At 56.7% G+C, this 16813-nt stretch carries 12 protein-coding genes; 6 read left to right on the top strand and 6 right to left on the bottom strand.

Annotation, left to right across the window (positions count from 1 at the left end; genetic code table 11):
• Nucleotides 1–17 precede the first annotated feature (17 nt).
• A complete protein-coding gene (locus tag GH984_RS06620) occupies nt 18–695 on the top strand; it encodes an alpha/beta hydrolase (protein WP_153719422.1) in 678 nt (225 codons plus the stop codon).
• Here GH984_RS06620 and argH read toward each other — a convergent pair.
• Nucleotides 692–2086, bottom strand: a complete 1395-nt coding sequence (gene argH, locus GH984_RS06615) for an argininosuccinate lyase (protein ID WP_153719421.1) — start codon at nt 2084–2086, stop codon at nt 692–694. The two genes, GH984_RS06620 and argH, sit on opposite strands and share 4 nt — an antisense overlap.
• Nucleotides 2087–2229: 143 nt before the next feature.
• Between argH and GH984_RS06610 the strand changes: the two genes are divergently transcribed.
• The 5 genes from GH984_RS06610 to GH984_RS06590 all read left to right on the top strand — a co-directional run bounded on the left by GH984_RS06610 (nt 2230) and on the right by GH984_RS06590 (nt 7005).
• Complete coding sequence (locus tag GH984_RS06610) at nt 2230–2979, top strand: LytR/AlgR family response regulator transcription factor (protein ID WP_153719420.1); 750 nt, start codon at nt 2230–2232, stop codon at nt 2977–2979.
• Between the two features lie 70 nt (nt 2980–3049).
• The gene (gene hemC, locus GH984_RS06605; protein WP_153719419.1) at nt 3050–3979 is read left to right on the top strand and encodes a hydroxymethylbilane synthase; all 930 of its coding nucleotides are present in this window, start codon (nt 3050–3052) and stop codon (nt 3977–3979) included.
• 4 nt (nt 3980–3983) lie between these two features.
• Nucleotides 3984–4736 (top strand): uroporphyrinogen-III synthase, encoded by a 753-nt coding sequence (locus GH984_RS06600; protein ID WP_172973192.1) that lies wholly within the window; start codon nt 3984–3986, stop codon nt 4734–4736.
• Entirely contained in the window at nt 4733–5824 is a 1092-nt protein-coding gene (locus GH984_RS06595; protein WP_153719417.1) for a uroporphyrinogen-III C-methyltransferase, read from the top strand. Before GH984_RS06600 ends, GH984_RS06595 begins: the two co-directional genes overlap by 4 nt.
• Nucleotides 5821–7005 (top strand): heme biosynthesis HemY N-terminal domain-containing protein, encoded by a 1185-nt coding sequence (locus GH984_RS06590; RefSeq protein WP_153719416.1) that lies wholly within the window; start codon nt 5821–5823, stop codon nt 7003–7005. The genes GH984_RS06595 and GH984_RS06590 overlap by 4 nt, the downstream gene beginning before the upstream one ends.
• Here GH984_RS06590 and GH984_RS06585 read toward each other — a convergent pair.
• Genes GH984_RS06585 through GH984_RS06565 form a run of 5 tightly spaced genes read right to left on the bottom strand, consistent with a single transcriptional unit; the run spans nt 6985 to nt 16807 of the window.
• The gene (locus GH984_RS06585) at nt 6985–7962 is read right to left on the bottom strand and encodes a quinone oxidoreductase family protein (RefSeq protein ID WP_153719415.1); all 978 of its coding nucleotides are present in this window, start codon (nt 7960–7962) and stop codon (nt 6985–6987) included. The genes GH984_RS06590 and GH984_RS06585 overlap by 21 nt on opposite strands.
• The gene (locus tag GH984_RS06580; protein WP_153719414.1) at nt 7959–10244 is read right to left on the bottom strand and encodes an NADP-dependent malic enzyme; all 2286 of its coding nucleotides are present in this window, start codon (nt 10242–10244) and stop codon (nt 7959–7961) included. Before GH984_RS06580 ends, GH984_RS06585 begins: the two co-directional genes overlap by 4 nt.
• Nucleotides 10228–10995: an alpha/beta fold hydrolase gene (locus GH984_RS06575; protein ID WP_153719413.1), complete on the bottom strand. Its 768-nt coding sequence runs from the start codon at nt 10993–10995 to the stop codon at nt 10228–10230. Before GH984_RS06575 ends, GH984_RS06580 begins: the two co-directional genes overlap by 17 nt.
• On the bottom strand, nt 10992–15797 hold the full coding sequence (locus GH984_RS06570; protein ID WP_153719412.1) for an NAD-glutamate dehydrogenase: 4806 nt from the start codon (nt 15795–15797) through the stop codon (nt 10992–10994). Before GH984_RS06570 ends, GH984_RS06575 begins: the two co-directional genes overlap by 4 nt.
• Entirely contained in the window at nt 15794–16807 is a 1014-nt protein-coding gene (locus tag GH984_RS06565) for a 3-oxoacyl-ACP synthase III family protein (RefSeq protein WP_153719411.1), read from the bottom strand. Before GH984_RS06565 ends, GH984_RS06570 begins: the two co-directional genes overlap by 4 nt.
• Nucleotides 16808–16813 lie beyond the last annotated feature (6 nt).

The raw sequence follows: 16813 nt of genomic DNA, 5'->3' as shown, positions 1-16813 counted from the left end.
CAGGAGTGATCCTAGCAATGAGCGAAGCGTTGCTCGAAACCGTGGAAGTCGGCCCGGCTGATGCCAAGGCCAGTGTGATTTGGTTGCATGGCTTAGGTGCCAACGGCCACGATTTTGAACCGATTGTGCCTGAGCTTCAGCTACCTGCCGATGCGTCGGTGCGGTTTGTCTTCCCGCATGCTCCTGAGCAAGCGGTGACGGTGAACGGCGGCATGGTAATGCCGGCCTGGTATGACGTTTATGGCCTAACAGCAGGTACACCGGTAGATGAGCCAGGCCTAGATCGAGCCGCCGGCTGGGTTGAGGCATTAATTGCGCGCGAGGCAAACCGTGGTGTGCCCGCCTCTCGCTTGGTGCTGGCTGGGTTTTCGCAAGGCGGTGCCTTAGCGCTGCATACCGGGTTGCGTTATACCGATGGCTTAGCTGGCGTGATGGGGCTTTCTACCTATTTGCCGCTGCGCGATCATTTAGCGCAGGCGCGGGCAAGTGCCAATCGGCAGACGCCAATTTTTCTTGCCCATGGCCATCAAGACCCGGTGCTGTCTTTTGAAATGGGTCAGACCGCACGCGATGCGCTTGAAGCGCTTGGCTATCCCGTGGCATGGCATGAATACCCCATGGCGCATCAGGTGTGCCTTGAAGAGATTCGTGCGGTGGGTCAGTGGCTGACCGAGCGCTTGGGGCTGGCCCGCTAGTCGTTGGCCAGCCGATCGCGCGCGGCCGCCACTTGGCTACGCACTTGAGCCGGTGCCGTGCCACCAAAATGGTTGCGTGCGGCAACGGAGCCTTCCAGCGTAAGCACTTCAAAGACGTCTTGTTCAATTGCATCGGAAAAGCGCTGTAGTGTTTCTAGTGATAGGTCAGCCAAATCACATTGTTGGGTAACGCCTAGAGCAACGGCTTGGCCCACAATGGCATGCGCATCACGAAAGGCAACGCCTCGGCGTACGAGGTAATCGGCTAGATCAGTAGCGGTGGCAAACCCCGCTTTAGCCGCATTGCGGGTGTGATCGCGATTCACACTCATTGCTGGGATCATATCGGCAAAGGCGCGCAGGCTATCTCTGAGTGCATCAGCGGCGTCAAAGAGCGGTTCTTTGTCTTCTTGATTGTCACGGTTATAGGCCAGGGGCTGCCCCTTCATTAGGGTAAGTAATGTGTGCAGGGCGCCCTGCACGCGCGCACTTTTACCCCGCACAAGCTCTGCAACATCTGGGTTTTTCTTTTGCGGCATGATTGAGCTGCCGGTGCAAAATCGATCAGGCAGCTCAATAAAACCAAACATGGGCGAGGCCCAGAGCACTAATTCCTCTGCCATACGCGAGAGATGCGTCATCGTTAGTGCCGCGGCCGAAGTAAATTCAATGGCAAAATCACGATCGGACACCGCATCAAGCGAATTGCGTGTGGGGTGGTCAAAACCGAGCTCAGCACAGGTTTGTTGCCGATCGATTGGAAAGGTGGTGCCTGCTAAGGCCGCCGAGCCAAGTGGCATTTGATTCATACGCTGACGGGCGTCAATAAACCGCCCCTCATCGCGCACCAGCATTTCATACCAGGCCAGCATATGGTGGCCAAAGCTTACGGGTTGGGCCACCTGCAAATGGGTAAAGCCCGGCATGATGGTATCGGCTTCTTGCTCGGCTAAATCAACTAGGCCTTTTTGGAAATGACGCAGCAGCGCAACAGTCTCATCGGTGGCCGCACGCAACCACAGCCGAATATCGGTTGCAATTTGGTCGTTGCGTGAGCGCCCCGTGTGTAGTCGCTTGCCCGCCTCGCCAATGCGCTCGGTTAGGCGTGCTTCGATGTTCATATGCACATCTTCGAGCGCTGGATCCCACGGAAACTGCCCCGCCTCAATTTCTTGCTCGATGGCATTCAGGCCTTCGATAATTTGCTCGGCATCGGCTTGTGTGAGCACTCCAACATCCGCAAGCATGCGTGCATGTGCGCGTGAGCCGCGAATATCTTCGCGATAGAGTCGACGGTCGTAGTGTTCTGAAGCGGTAAATTGCGCAACAAATGCGTCTGTGGCTTCAGTAAAACGCCCGCTCCACAGCCCTTTTTTATCTTTTTTGTTCATAAACGCCAGTATATCAGCCGTTATAACTACCGAATAATTTGCGCAACCTGTGAACCAGTCGGCGTTACCGGTTGTCGGCTTCATCCATCCTCTGTGTTACCGGCTATCTGTGCCGGCATTGCGAAAACATTGGAGGCAAATCGATGGATATTATCATCGCAAGTGAAAGTTTAAATGTTCGTCAGGCTTTGGTGCGGCAGCTGATGCCGAGTGCAGAAATTACTGTGCAGGCCTTACTTAAGGATCCGGCGGAACTATGGGATTACTGCCAGCAGCAGGCCGTAGACGTCGTCTTATTACACGCGGCATCGGCAACGCATGATTATCTGCAAACCGCCGTTATGGTGGGCCAGCAACCGGGTGCACCGGCTATTGTGTTTGTGGCAGAGGCGCAGGATCCGCTTATTAGCGTGTATCGCCAAGCAGCGCTGCCCTTTTTGTATCACCCCATGGCAACCCTCGATATTGTGAATCGTCTGCGCCTGGCGCGACCAATGTCAGCTGCGCAAATCGAGCGGTTGCAAACCGATGTTGAGGGCGGCGATTCACGGGCGCATTTATTATGCCGCCGGCGCACGGGCCTAGGGCTCATTCCGGTATCGGCGGTGCGGTGCTTTGTGGCCGATCATAAGTACGTCACGGTCGAGCATGAGGCGGGTGAGGATTTAATCGAAGACTCATTGGTGCAGTTGGAGGCAGAGTTTGGCGGGCGGTTTTTACGGTTGCATCGGAGTGCGTTGGTGGCACGTGATTCGCTGCGCGGTATCGAAAAAGACCTCGACGGCCGTGTGCATGCGCTTGTGGCGGGAACGCAGCAGCGCTTGCCGATTAGTCGGCGGCATTTGCCCCGGGTTAGGCGTTGGTTAAAGGACGCTGCATCGCCGCCACATTAGACGTTTTTATTTTGCTCAGGGCCCATCAGGCGGTATGGTTTGCGCACGTAACCACCGCCGAGAGCCCTGAATGTCCAGACCAACCAGTATTAAAATTGCAACCCGTCGTAGCCCCCTTGCTATGTGGCAGGCAGAGCATGTGGCCGCCCGCTTAAAGCACCTGCACCCGGGGTTGGAAGTTGAACTGGTCGGAATGTCCACCCGAGGTGATGAAATTACCGATCGCCCACTCATGGCCGTGGGCGGTAAAGCATTATTTGTTAAGGCATTAGAAGAAGGCATGCTAGCTGGGCGGGCTGATATTGCGGTGCATTCGATGAAAGATGTGCCGGCGGTGGTGCCCGGTGCCTTTCGCTTACCCGTTATTTTAGATCGTGATGATCCACGCGATGCATTTGTTTCAGAGAAATATGACACGGTGGATGCCCTACCCGCCGGCGCGCGGGTGGGTACCGCAAGCTTGCGCCGCGAGTGTCAGTTGCGGGCACGTCGCCCCGATCTGCAGGTTGAGTCGCTGCGCGGCAATGTGCAAACGCGGCTGAGTAAGCTTGAGTCTGGAGAATTTGATGCCATTATTTTGGCCGCTTCGGGGCTTAAGCGCCTTGGCATGGCTGATCGGATTCGTGCCGCCATCCCGCCAGAAGAAAGCCTTCCAGCGGTGGGCCAGGGTGCGCTGGGTATTGAATGCCGTGCTGAAGATGACACGGTGATGGCCCTGCTGGCGGGCCTGAATGATCCGGATACGCACGATCGAGTAACTGCCGAGCGTGCCGTTAATGCGCGGCTTGAGGGCAGCTGTCATGTGCCATTGGCCGCTTATGCCGAGCTTGAGGGGCAAGATGGATTATGGCTTCGAGCGCTGGTGGCCAGCCGTGATGGAACGCAGGTTTTACGTGCGGAACAGCGGGGTAGCCGCAGCGATGCCGAAGCGATCGGTGAGGCAGTTGCCCAAGCGCTGCTTGCTCAGGGTGCCGCTGAGTTGCTGGCGGCGGTGGAGTAAGACCGTGAGCCTGCCCCTGGAAGGCCAGCGCGTGCTTGTCACCCGCCCTGCCGGGCATGGCGATAGTCTCGTATCAACGCTGGAAAACGCCGGTGCGCAGGTGCTCCATCGCCCCACATTGGCTTTAGTTCCCAATCAGGCGCCTCTGCCGGTGCTGGATTTGCCCCCAGATTGGATTGTGTTTGTCAGCCCCTTTGCGGTAGACACCGGTTGGCCGCGGCTACCCCTTGCGTGGCAGCAAACCGCGCGTTTGGCCGCGGTAGGGCCCGGGACTGCTAGCGCGATGATCGCGCACGGGGCGTTATCGGTGATAGCGCCACCACAAGGTGGGGGCGCTGAGGCGTTGCTGGCAGCGCCCGAATTTGCCCCGCAGGCCGGGCAAACCGTGTTGCTTGTGTGTGGCACAGGCGGCCGGCAGCAGCTACAACAAACGCTGCGCGCGCAAGGTGTGCAGGTTGTAGAAGCGGTGGTTTACGATCGACAACCCGCGGCTGCGCAGTTGAACGTGCCTGAGGGCTGGCAGCAAAGCGCGCTGGATTTTTTGATTGTCACAAGTGCTGCGGGATTGGAATATTTACTCGGCATGGCAGGGCCATCCGCGCTACAGTGGCTTAAACAAGGCCGTTTGGTTACGGTAAGTGAACGGCTGGCGCAGGCAGCCGTGATGGCGGGGTTTGCCGACCCTGTTGTTGCCGCTGGCGCTGATGATGCAGCCTTGCTGGCAGCCCTGTCTGCTCGCGTAGGGAGTACGAAATGAGCGATAAAAAAGACCTTGAAGCGGAACCAACGCCGGAAGACCCGAAGACACCGGACACCCCGGACACCTCGGTAACCCCGGGCTCTTCAGAGCCGGTTGATAAGCCGGCAAAGCCCAGTCGCCTATGGCCCGTGATGGCCTTTCTTTTGATTGGTTTGATTGCGGCTGCGGGTGGTGGTGCCGGTTGGTATTTTGATCAGCGCTTAAATGAGCAGGCTGTTGTTCAACAAAACCTTGTTTCTGACGTGCAGCAGCAGTTGGGCGAAATGGCCGGACGAGTCACGGTGCTTAACCAAGCGCTGGAGTCCCGCCTTGAGGGGGTGGCGCGGCTTGAAAATCGCGTGGATGATCTGCGCGATGCCTTAAGCCAACAGGCAGAAGAGTCTGAGGAAACCAACTGGCAAGAGGCAGAGGCCGCTTGGCTGGCAAGGTTGGCCATTAATCGCCTGCGGTTTAATGCCGATTACGAAGGGGCGCTAGAGGCCTTAAAGACGGCCGATGGGTTGCTGGCTGAGATGGGAGGCGCAGGCATTGATGGGCGCGCCGCCATTGCTGAGGCGGTAGATCGGGTACTGCAGGCTGATCGCCCAGAAACACCGCTAATTACGCAAGGCTTAACGGCACTGGCCGAGCGCTTGGATGCATTACCGCTGGCCCAAGACATTGAGCCAACCGCTGGCAGCGCAGAGCCTTTAGCAGAAACAGAGCCAACACCCACGGGTGCTTGGGAACGAGTACAGCGCGCTTGGAGCCGGTTTGTGGCCGGTTTAGAAGGGCTGGTGGTGGTAAGCCGAGACCGTACAGTTGTGCCATTGCCAGATCCAGAAGAGCGATTTTTGCTGCAGCAAACCCTGCAAATGAAGGTGGAGTCAGCACGGCTTGCCGCTTTAGTGGGTGATGCCGAAGTTTATGACGCAGCCCTAGTGCAGATTGATGGCTGGGTTGGCGCGTACTTCGATACGCTAGCGCCTGAGGTGGTTGATGTGCGTGAGCGGATTAGCGAGTTGCGTGAGCGCATCGTGGTTGCTGAGCCGCCCAACATTCAAGGGCCATTGCAAGGCCTTGTTAATGCGATAGGAGACGAATGATGCGTCGGCTGCTGCTTATGGTGGTCGTTCTCGTTGGCAGTGTTGCGGCGGCACTGTGGTTTGATCGCCAAAACGGATTTGTGCTCATTCGACTGGGTGAATTGACGGTGCAGGCTAGCCTGTTTATTGCCGTTTTAGGCCTGGCAGTGGCATGGGCAGCCGTCACGCTGGTGCTATGGATTATACGAGGAATATCGCGTACGCCATCCGGGCTAAAGGAGCGCTGGGATAATCGTCAGCTAGTGCGCTCACGCGAGCATTTGGTTGACGCGTTAATTGAGTTAGCAGAGGGGCGCTATAGCGATGCCCGCCGGCATTTATCGGGCACCGCGGAAAAATCAGAATTACCGCTGTTTAGTCATTTGCTTTCTGCAGTGGCAGCGCAGCGAGAAGACGACTGGCAGGCGCGAGATGAAGCCTTAGCGCTTGCCGATCAAGCAGAGCCGCGGGCAAGAGTGGCGGTGGGGCTGCTGCAAGCTCAGCTGCAGGCCGAGGTTAGACAGTGGGAAGAGGCCATTGCAACGCTGGGCTGGTTGCGTGAGCAGGCACCAAGAAACCATCGCGTACTCACACTATATGCCCAAGCCTTAGAGGCCGTGGGTGATGATGAGGGCCTGGCGAATCTGCTGCCCGAGTTGCGACGAGAAAAAGCCTTACCTGAGGAGCGTATTGTGCGCATCGAAGCGCATGCTTTTGAGCAGGCATTGCTGGACTTAGGGCCGGATGCAACCGCCCGTGATCTTGAGGCGGTTTGGAAGCGCTTGCCGCGCAACCGCCAGGCCGACAGCCTGCTGCGTGCGCGCTATTTGCGGGCCTTAATGGCCGCCGGTTGCCCAGCGCATGCACTGCAGTTACTCAAGCGGTGGCTTAAGGCGCGTTGGGATGCCGTGTTGGTGGATGTGTTTGGTGAGATCGTCTCTGACCCGCCCCATCAAGCGTATGAGCAGGCGCAGCAATGGCTTAATGAACGCCCCGAAGATGCCGATTTGCTTTTTGCCGCGGCGCGGCAGGCGATGCATTGTGAGTTATGGGGACAGGCACGCAGCTACTTAGAGGCAGCCGCAGCGCGTAGCGATCGCTCTGATATCGATCAAGCCCTCGCCGAGCTTTATGAGCAGCTCGGCGAGAGTGATCAGGCACGGCTTGCTTACCGCAGCGCGCTAGACCACCAGCGTGGTTGAGCCGGTGGTCTGACGGCTCTCTAGCGCGGTATGTGCAGCCCCCGCATCTTTGAGCGGGTATTGATGTGCCGCATGAATATGAATTTCTCCCTGCCGAACGCGGGCAAATAGCGCCTCTGCCGCCTCGAGCAGTGATTCTCGGGTATCGATGTAGTCAAACAAGGTGGGGCGCGTTAAAAACAACGAGCCTTTGCGGGCCAGAACCCCAACCTCGATAGCAGGCGGTGGGCCGGAGGACTGACCAAAGCTCACTAACAACCCGCGTTTGGCCAATGAATCCAGTGAGCTGGCCAGCGTGCTAGCACCAACGGAGTCGTATACCGCACGCACACCCTGCCCGCCTGTTAGATCACGGACTTGGCTGGCAACATCCTCGGCATCGTAAAGCACGGTATGGGTACAGCCATGGGCTTTTGCCAGTGCGGCTTTTTCTGCATTACCTACCGTACCGATCACGTTTGCACCGATGGCGGCCGCCCATTGACACAGGATAAGCCCAACCCCGCCGGCGGCGGCATGCACTAAAATGTGATCACCCGCTTGAATGTTGATAACCCGTTGCAACAGCATGTGGGCCGTCATGCCCCGCAACATCATGGCGGCTGCCGTGGCGTTATCGATGTCATCGGGCAATGGAACGAGCCGATCGGCGGGCATAACCCGCTCGCTGGCATAGGCACCTACTGGCGGTGTGGCGTAGGCAACGCGCTGACCGGCGCGTAGCGTATCTACCCCGGGCCCAACGGCAATTACCTCTCCGGCCGCTTCCATACCAGGGGTAAATGGCAGTGCCGGGGGCGGGTAGAGGCCTGTGCGAAAGTACACATCGATAAAGTTCACGCCAATATGGGTTTGCTTTAGCAATACCTCGCCAGTATTGGGCGTGGGCGTATCGACCGATTCTAGTTGCAACTGCTCGGGCCCACCGTGGGCGTGAATGCGAATGGCTTGACTCATTTAGCATCCTCCTCGGCGGCGATCGCCGCTTCAACGGCGGCCAATGCCGTCATATTTACAATACCGCGTACGGTCACCGATGGCGTCAAGATATGGGCAGGCTGCGCCATGCCTAAAATAATTGGCCCAATCGAGACCGCATCGGTTACGGTTTTTAATAAGTTAAACGCAATATTGGCGGCATCCAAGGTTGGCATGATGAGCAAATTGGCCTGGCCTTCCAATCGGGAGTTCGGGAAAATCCGCTCACGAACGGCTTCACTCAATGCCGCATCGCCGTGCATTTCCCCTTCCACTTGCAGCTGATCATCGCGATCTTCGATTAGGCTGAGTGCCTGGCGCATTTTGAGTGCTTGTGGGTCCTCTGAGGTGCCAAAGTTCGAATGCGAAAGCAACGCCACTTTGGGCGTGATGCCAAAGCGACGAATCTCATCGGCAGCCAGTACGGTCATTTCAGCAATTTGCTCAGCCGTTGGGTTCTGATTGATATAGGTATCGCACAGGAATAGCGTTCCTTTAGGGGTGATGATGGCATTCATGGCAGCAAGGTTGCGTACACCTTTGCGCCGTCCAACAACCTCATTCACATAATCCAGCTGGCGATGGTACTTACCAACCATGCCAGCCAGCATGGCATCGGCCTCACCCCGCTTGATCATCAACGCAGCAATCACGGTGTTGCGGGTGCGCACGATTTGCCGCGCCCGATCGGGCGAGATACCCCGGCGCTCCATGAGTGAATGGTAAAGCTGCCAGTACTCGCGGAAGCGAGGATCATCTTCGGGGTCGACCAGCTCGACATGTTCATCCAGCTTAAGACGTAAACCCAGCCGTTCGATGCGCATTTCAACCACGCGGCGACGGCCAATAAGAATGGGTTTCGCTAAGCCATCATCAACGACAACCTGCACGGCCTGGAGCACCCGCTCGTCTTCACCATCACCGTACACAACGCGTTTGGTGTTTTGGCTTGCCCGCTCAAACATGGGCTTCATGAGTAGCCCTGACTGGAAGACGTAATCGGATAAACGCCGACGATAAGCCGTGAAATCGTCAATTGGCCGTGTGGCCACACCACTTGCCATGGCGGCCTTGGCCACCTCGGGAGCAATCCGTGTGATTAGGCGCGGGTCAAAGGGCTTAGGAATCAAATATTCCGGACCAAATGAAAGTGGCTGTCCGCCATAGGCGGCAACCACCACATCAGACGACTCCATCGTCGCAATGTCGGCAATAGCGCGCACGCAGGCTTTTTTCATTTCATCGTTAATGGTCGTGGCGCCAACATCCAGTGCGCCGCGGAAAATAAAAGGAAAACAAAGGACGTTGTTCACCTGGTTGGGATAATCCGAACGTCCGGTTGAGATAATGGCATCGGGCCGCACTTTTAAGACTTCTTCCGGCCAAATTTCAGGGGTTGGGTTGGCCAAGGCCATAATCATCGGCTTATCGGCCATTTCTGCCACCATCTCGGCGGTTAGTACGCCCGGTGCAGAGAGGCCAAGAAAAATATCAGCGCCGCGAATGGCCTCAGCCAGTGTGCGGCACTCGGTGTCGTTGGCGTACACGGCTTTGCGCGGGTCCATGTATTCCTTGCGCCCCGCATAAATCACGCCTTTGCGATCGGTTGCAATAATATTCTCGCGGCGCAAGCCCATGGAGACAAGCAAATCAAGGCAGGCGATGGCTGATGCGCCGGCACCCGAGGTGACTAAGCGAACATCATCAAATTCCTTACCCACTAGGCGTAAGCCGTTGTAGATCGCGGCAGCGGCCGTAATGGCGGTGCCATGCTGATCATCATGAAACACGGGGATGTTCATGCGCTCGCGCAGCTTCTCTTCCACCTCAAAGCACTCAGGCGCTTTAATGTCTTCTAGGTTAATGCCGCCAAACGTGGGCTCAAGGCTGGCGATAATTTCAATCAGTCGCTCGGGGTCTTTTTCGTCTACTTCAATATCAAAGACATCAATGCCGGCGAACTTTTTAAATAAAACCCCTTTACCTTCCATGACCGGCTTAGACGCCAGTGGGCCAATTGCGCCAAGCCCGAGTACGGCCGTGCCGTTGGTGATCACACCCACAAGGTTACCCCGTGCGGTCATATTGGCGGCTTCTTTCGGGTCTTCAACAATCGCTTCACAAGCTGCTGCCACGCCAGGACTATAGGCCAGCGCTAAGTCGCGTTGGTTGGCCAGTGGCTTGGTCGGAGTCACCTCTATTTTTCCCGGCGTGGGGTAGCGATGGTATTCAAGTGCGCTTTTTTTAAAGTCCTCGGACATGATGTTTTCCTGTCAAAAATGAATGAAGTTCTGTGGCAAAGGCGTCGGGCTTTTCGGCATGAACCCAATGCCCAACGCCATCGATGCAATGCAGAGTTGCTGCGGGGAAAAACTGCCGGATCGTTGCATGGCTTGATGGCAGTACATAGTCGGATTGTCCGCCGTAGACAAAATGAGCCGGCCCATCCCATTGCCGGCCGCTTAGCGAGGCAGGCCAATCCTGAAGCTCGGGTAACTGATCAGCAAGAATATCGAGCGGTAGGCGCCAGGCCCATTGGTTGTCCTGCCGCACGAGGTTGGTGAGTAAAAACTGACGCACGGGCGTATTGGGTATGGATTTACTGAGTGCTTGGTCGGCATCTTCACGCGAATTTACCGCGGTTAGATCGAGAGCCTGCATGGCGTTAATTAGGCTGCCATGCTCGCGGCTATGGTCATAAGTAACGGGTGCGATATCCACCACCATTAAGCCGCTAACGCGAGTCGGCTCGAGCAAAGCCGTGGCCATGGCCACTTTTCCGCCCATGCTATGGCCCACCAGCTTGGCCTGATCGATATTCTCTTTATCGAGCAGATCAATGATATCCGCTGCTAGCGTGGTGTAGCGCATATCAGGGTGATGGGGTGCGCGGCCATGACAACGCAAATCCGGTGTGTAAAGGGTGTAATCCTTCTCAAACCGCCGAGCGATGCTGCGCCAGTTGTTGCCTGAGCCGTATAGCCCATGTAATAAAATGGCCGGCTGACTCATGGGCTGATCTCCAGCCCACCGGCGGTTAATTGGCGAAGTTCTTCCACCGCCACACTGAGCATAGTGAGGTCAGGTTGTGCCGCGCTGGCGATTTGCTCTGTGGTTTGTTTGAAAAACTCCACACGGTCTTGGTTGGCTTCCATCCAATCGGCAATACGCTCAGCTGGGTTTTTCTTTTGACTGCCCGTTAGGATCGACTCAGTCAGTCGGCGATGCTCACTAAACAGTGCCTCTAATAGTCCGCGGCGATGCCGGGTTTGCCAGTTATCGGCCGGTGTGAAGTCACCCAGCGCTTCGCGCAGGCGGTTTAAATCGAGCGCGTTTGCCGCACCAAAATGCACGCGGGCGGTGGTTTCAAGGCTAGCAGCAGCGGTTTGCGATGCTTCGTGTACATCAAACGCGGTTGCCATCATGGGCAGCCTTGCTAGTCGGGTGGCGAGTGATTTAGACAGCCCAAGTTCACTCAAGCGCGCATATCGCTCTTCCAGCCAGGCAAGATCGGTTTCGGCCACAAATTCAGGCAATCTTTCAGCCAGCTGCGCAATCGGCGGCTGCATGCGGTTAACCAGTTGGGTTTGCTCAATTGGCTGCGGGCAGTGGCGCAGCAGCCAAAGTGTGCCACGCTCCTGCAGATCTCCCATTTCATGCAACAAGGCATGCTGCGCTTGCGCCGGAATATGGTTATCGAGGGCATCAACCTCATGCCATAGCCCGCGTAAGCCATGGATGTCTCGGGTGGCTAAATACGCCCGAATGGCCTCGGTTAAGCTTACACCCGTGCTATCGCTGATACGCATTAAAAAGGTGGCGCCCATGCGGTTGAGCACATGATTGATCAGATCGCTGGCAATAATCTCTTGGCGCAGCGGATGTTCGTCAATCCGCTTGGCAAAGCGCTCGCGCAACGGGCTAGGGAAGTAATGCAGCAGCGCTTCTAAGTTTTCTGTGCCCGTGACTAAATCTGATTCGAGCAACGCCTCGTAGCCTTGGATTTTGGCATAAGCCAGCAAAATGGAGAGCTCGGGCCGCGTTAGCCCGCGGCCCTGTTGCTGGCGTTCGGCCAGTATTTCATCATCGGGGAGTTGCTCGACCGCTCGATCAAGCTGCCCTTCCCGCTCGAGCGCCCGCAGGTAACGGGCCTGTTCATCAAGCCGCACGCTGGCGCGCTCAAACATCAGGCTGATGGCTTGGGTTTGCCGGTAGTTATTGGCTAAGACGAGCTGCGCAACCTCATCTGTCATATCAACAAGCAGGCGATTGCGTTGCTTAACGGTCAGGTCGCCATCATCCACCACACCGTTGAGCAAGATTTTAATGTTGACCTCGTGATCTGAGCAGTCAACGCCGCCCGAGTTATCGATGGCATCACTATTAATCAATCCGCCATTGGCCGCAAAAGCCACACGGCCAAGTGCGGTGATACCTAAATTACCGCCTTCGCCGATGACCTGACAGCGCAGCGCATCGGCATCGACTCGCACGGCATCGTTGGCTTTATCGCCCACATCGGCATGGCTTTCGTCGCTAGATTTAATGTAAGTGCCAATACCGCCATTCCACAGCAAATCAACCGGCGCTTTTAGGATGGCGCTAATCAGTTCATTCGGTGTTAGGCGTTCGGCATCAATCGCTAACGCGGCACGGACAGCGGCAGACAGGCGAATGGATTTGGCGGTACGTGGCCAGACCCCACCGCCCGGAGAGATTAGTGATTCGTCATAATCTTCCCAGCTTGAGCGTGGCAATTGGAATAGACGCTCGCGCTCAGCATAGGTGGTTGCTGGGTCGGGGTCGGGGTCGATAAAGATATGCCGATGATCGAATGCGGCAATGAGGCGAATGGTGCGCGATTGCAGCATGCCATTCCCAAAGACATCCCCCGACATATCCCCAATGCCGACGACTGAGACGGGCGTGGTTTGAATATCTCGCCCAAGCTCACGGAAATGCCGCTGCACCGCCACCCAGGCCCCCCGTGCCGTAATGGCCATGCCCTTGTGGTCATACCCGGTTGAGCCACCCGATGCGAACGCATCATGTAGCCAAAAATTATAGGCTTCGGCCAGTGCGTTGGCCTCATCTGAAAAAGTGGCTGTCCCTTTATCGGCGGCCACCACCAAGTAGGGGTCATCTTCATCGCGTCGAGTGACTTGTGGTGGTGGCACGATGCAGGCATCGATAATGTTATCGGTAATATCGAGCAGGCCTTGAATAAACAGCCGGTAGCAGGCAAGTACTTCTGCGGGCTGGTCTTGTCTTTGTTTGGGCAGTTGCTTGCAGACAAATCCGCCCTTGGCGCCCACCGGCACAATCACGGCATTTTTGACCATTTGCGCTTTCATTAGACCGAGCACTTCGGTGCGATAGTCTTCGCGTCGGTCTGACCAGCGTAGCCCCCCACGGGCCACTTTGCCCCCGCGAAGATGAACCCCTTCCATGCGTGGGGAGGTCACAAAAATCTCAAACGCCGGCACGGGCTTGGGAATATCGGGAATGGCTGAGGGTTGCAGCTTAAATGACAGAAATTCGCGGTGCTCACCGGTTGTTTCATTAACGCGGTAGTAGTTTGTGCGCAGTGTGGCGTTAATGGCCGCTAAAAAGCGCCGCAGGATGCGGTCATCATCAAGGCTTTCGACGTCATCAAGCTGTGCTTCGATTTCCGCGCTCAGCGTGTTTGCCACAGCTTCATCGGCAGTATCCGGCGCAAATTGCGCATGAAACAGCGCAATCAGCTTGCGGGTAATATCAGGATGTGTCGCGAGGGTGTCTTCGATGTAGGGCTGGCTGTAGCTAGTGCCAGCTTGACGCAGATACTGCGCATAACTGCGCATGATTAAGACTTCTCGCCAATCTAGGCCCGCCAACAGGATTAAGCGGTTAAAGCCATCGCTATCGGCTTTATTATGCCAAATGGCCGCGAATGCGGTTTGAAAGGTGTCGCGCAGCTCGCCACTATCTAGCGCAATGGCGGACTCATGGGATAGGCCAAAATCATGAATCCAGGCCACCGCTTGGTCACGGCGATGGATGCCATAGGGCCGTTCATCGATCACCCGCATGCCCAACTGTTCGAGTACGGGTAAAACCTCTGATAAGCCAATCGGCTCACCCACATGATAGAGCTTGAGGCGAACAATATTTTCTGGCGCTTCGAGCGGGCGATACAGGCTAATGGCAAGCGGCTGCTCGGAGGTGAGTGGCTCAAGGCGTGCAATATCTTGCGCGGCCGTCCGAGGACTGGTGTCTTCACGATAGGCGGCGCTAAAGGCCCCCGTGTAGGTTTGTGCTAATGCTGTGCCGCGCGCTTCGCCAAAGTGCTCAAGCAATGCGGTATCAAGATCATCGGACCAGGCGCGAGTGGTCTGCGCCAGTTGATCTTCAACCGCCGCATGATCAACGGTATCCGGTGCGCCTTCGCCAAGGTGAATAACAAAGTGGATGCGCGCTAAAACGGCTTCAGAGAGCTGCACGGTAAACTCTGAATGCGCCCCGCCGAACGCGGTCATTAAAATATCCTGCATGCGCTTGCGCACGGCGGTGTCATAGCGATCACGCGGTGCATAAATTAGGCAGGAGACAAAGCGGCCAAACGTATCGTGGCGTACAAACAGCCGCACCCGTTGGCGCTCTTGAAGATGCAAAATACCCACGGCAATACGGTGTAATGTGGGTGGCTCAATTTGAAAGAGCTCATCGCGGGGGAAGGTCTCAAGAATATGCGCCAGCGCCTTGCCCGCATGGCTATGGCGGCGCAGGCCGGCCCGCGTTAACACGGCCTCTACTTTGCGTCTGAGCAGGGGAATTTGGCGTGGGTTACGACTGTATGCGGCCGAGGTGTACAGGCCTAAGAAGCGATGTTCACCAATCACCTCGCCCGTCTGATTAAAGCGCTTTACCCCAATGTAATCCATATAGCCACGCCGATGTACCGTCGAACGGCGGCTTGATTTGGTGATAATTAGGGGGTCAGGGTTGCGCGCTTGCTCGCGCAATGCGGTGGGCAGCGCATCAAAACTTGCTGATGGTTGGCCCTGATGGGATGGCTCGCGCAGCAGCCCCAACCCCGAGCCTGCCGTGGCTTTAAGCGTCATCTTGCCGTTGCGCTGACGCAGGTCATAGCGGCGATAACCTAAAAAGGTGAAGTGATCGTCCAGCATCCATTCCAAAAACGCGACCACCTCGTCTCGATTACGCTCTCCAATGGGCAGTGGGTGTCTTTGTAATCCGCGCAGTGCGCGTTGGGCGGCTTGGCGCATTGGCTTCCAGTCTTCAACCGCTGCGTTTACATCGGCAATGGCAGACTCAAGGACTTTTTTAAGGGCGTTGAGCTGGCTGGTTTCGGCTTGGCGGTCTACCTCAATATGAATCCAGGCTTCCGTTTCTTTGCGGCCCAGCTCATCGGCATCGACGCGGGTAATCCGATGCGCAGCATCGCGCGAGACCTCGAGAACCGGATGCACAATCATGTGGATCATCAGCCCATATTCATTAATGGCCATCGTTAAGGAGTCGATTAAAAAGGGCTGATCGTCGGTAACGAGTTGGATAACCGTATGGGTTGATTCCCACGCGTTACGCTCGGCATCAGGGTTATAGACATGCAGCTGCGTTTTGCCGCGTGGACGCTTTTCTCCCATCGCCCAATGCGAGAGAGCCGCCCCATAAAGACTGGGAGTTTCTCGGGATGCTAAATCATCCGGGGCAACGGCAGAGTAGTAGTGCGTAAGAAAATCGCGGATCACTGCAAAACGTGCAGCCGGCCAGCGCTCTTTTGCGTACTTAATGAGGGCGTCAGTCTTCATGTTGCCATGCCTCCTGCAAGCCGCACCGCCACGCCTGCCATGTTATAGCCAACGCCCGAGCCAATCAGCGTGATGAGTTGATCATCGGTGCTCGGCTGAGATTCCAGCAAATGATCAAGCGTGATCGGTATGCAGGCTGATCCGGTGTACCCGTAGTAGTCCATTAATCGAGGCGCTTTTTCAAGCGGTATACCTAACTCGGCGCTGGTGGTGGTAATGGTGTCAGCGTTTACTTGCGTGAAAATCGCCCAATCCACATCGGTAGCCTGAAATTGTGCACCGGCAGCAAGCTCATGAAATAGCTGCGACCACCCCACTTGGTTAATTTCAGGTGGGTAGCGTTCTTTAAGCCGTACTTGGTGGTGCCCTTGTGCCAGCGCACTGCTACTGGCCGGCTCTCGTGTGCCCCCCGCTGCGATGCCCCAATGATCGGCGTACTGCCCGTCGGCCAGAAAAGCGCTGGCGCAAATGCCATCGGTTTCGCTGGGTTCCACCACAGCCGCGCCGGCACCGTCTCCGTAAAAAAAGATCATCGGATCATCAGGGTCCGCTAAACGCTGCATCAGATAAGCCCCCACTACCAGTACGCAGCGCAGCTGTGGGTTGGTGGCGATGAGGCCGGCAGCAATGGCCAAGGCGGTGGGAAAGGAAGCGCAGGCGCAGCCCACATCAAACGTGCCGGCACGACTGGCGCCGAGCTTGGCTTGCAGGATCACGCTAGTGGCCGGGGTGGTTTGATCGGGGGTGTCGGTGCCCAAAATAATCAGATCCACCTCTTTGGCCTTTCGGCCAGCGCGCGCTAGGGCCTGACGTGCCGCATGCAGGGCAAGATCCGAGGTGGCTTCTTGCGGCTCGGCCCACCAGCGCTGACGGATGCCTGAGCGTTCAGCAAACTGGTCGATAACCTCGCCCTTGCCATGGCGTTCAAAATGCGCGCGCAGTTCATCGTTGGTCACACAGCGACCCGGCAAATGCCGCCCTGTGGCAACGATGCTGGCGCTTCTGGCCATACCGAA

The sequence above is a fragment of the Spiribacter salilacus genome (assembly GCF_009649225.1).
GTDB classification, from domain to species: Bacteria; Pseudomonadota; Gammaproteobacteria; order Nitrococcales; family Nitrococcaceae; genus Spiribacter; species Spiribacter salilacus.
Note: the sequence above shows the minus strand (reverse complement) of the source record. Positions and strands in the feature narration are given on the sequence as shown.

Excerpts from the sequence above, each read along its gene's own strand:
- GH984_RS06620 (WP_153719422.1), top strand. The coding sequence starts at position 18 with ATGAGCGAAGCGTTGCTCGAAACCGTGGAAGTCGGCCCGGCTGATGCC.
- GH984_RS06610 (WP_153719420.1), top strand. The coding sequence starts at position 2,230 with ATGGATATTATCATCGCAAGTGAAAGTTTAAATGTTCGTCAGGCTTTG.
- GH984_RS06565 (WP_153719411.1), bottom strand. The coding sequence starts at position 16,807 with ATGGCCAGAAGCGCCAGCATCGTTGCCACAGGGCGGCATTTGCCGGGT.
- GH984_RS06570 (WP_153719412.1), bottom strand. The coding sequence starts at position 15,797 with ATGAAGACTGACGCCCTCATTAAGTACGCAAAAGAGCGCTGGCCGGCT.
- hemC (WP_153719419.1), top strand. The coding sequence starts at position 3,050 with ATGTCCAGACCAACCAGTATTAAAATTGCAACCCGTCGTAGCCCCCTT.
- GH984_RS06575 (WP_153719413.1), bottom strand. The coding sequence starts at position 10,995 with ATGAGTCAGCCGGCCATTTTATTACATGGGCTATACGGCTCAGGCAAC.
- GH984_RS06585 (WP_153719415.1), bottom strand. The coding sequence starts at position 7,962 with ATGAGTCAAGCCATTCGCATTCACGCCCACGGTGGGCCCGAGCAGTTG.
- GH984_RS06590 (WP_153719416.1), top strand. The coding sequence starts at position 5,821 with ATGATGCGTCGGCTGCTGCTTATGGTGGTCGTTCTCGTTGGCAGTGTT.
- GH984_RS06580 (WP_153719414.1), bottom strand. The coding sequence starts at position 10,244 with ATGTCCGAGGACTTTAAAAAAAGCGCACTTGAATACCATCGCTACCCC.
- argH (WP_153719421.1), bottom strand. The coding sequence starts at position 2,086 with ATGAACAAAAAAGATAAAAAAGGGCTGTGGAGCGGGCGTTTTACTGAA.
- GH984_RS06595 (WP_153719417.1), top strand. The coding sequence starts at position 4,733 with ATGAGCGATAAAAAAGACCTTGAAGCGGAACCAACGCCGGAAGACCCG.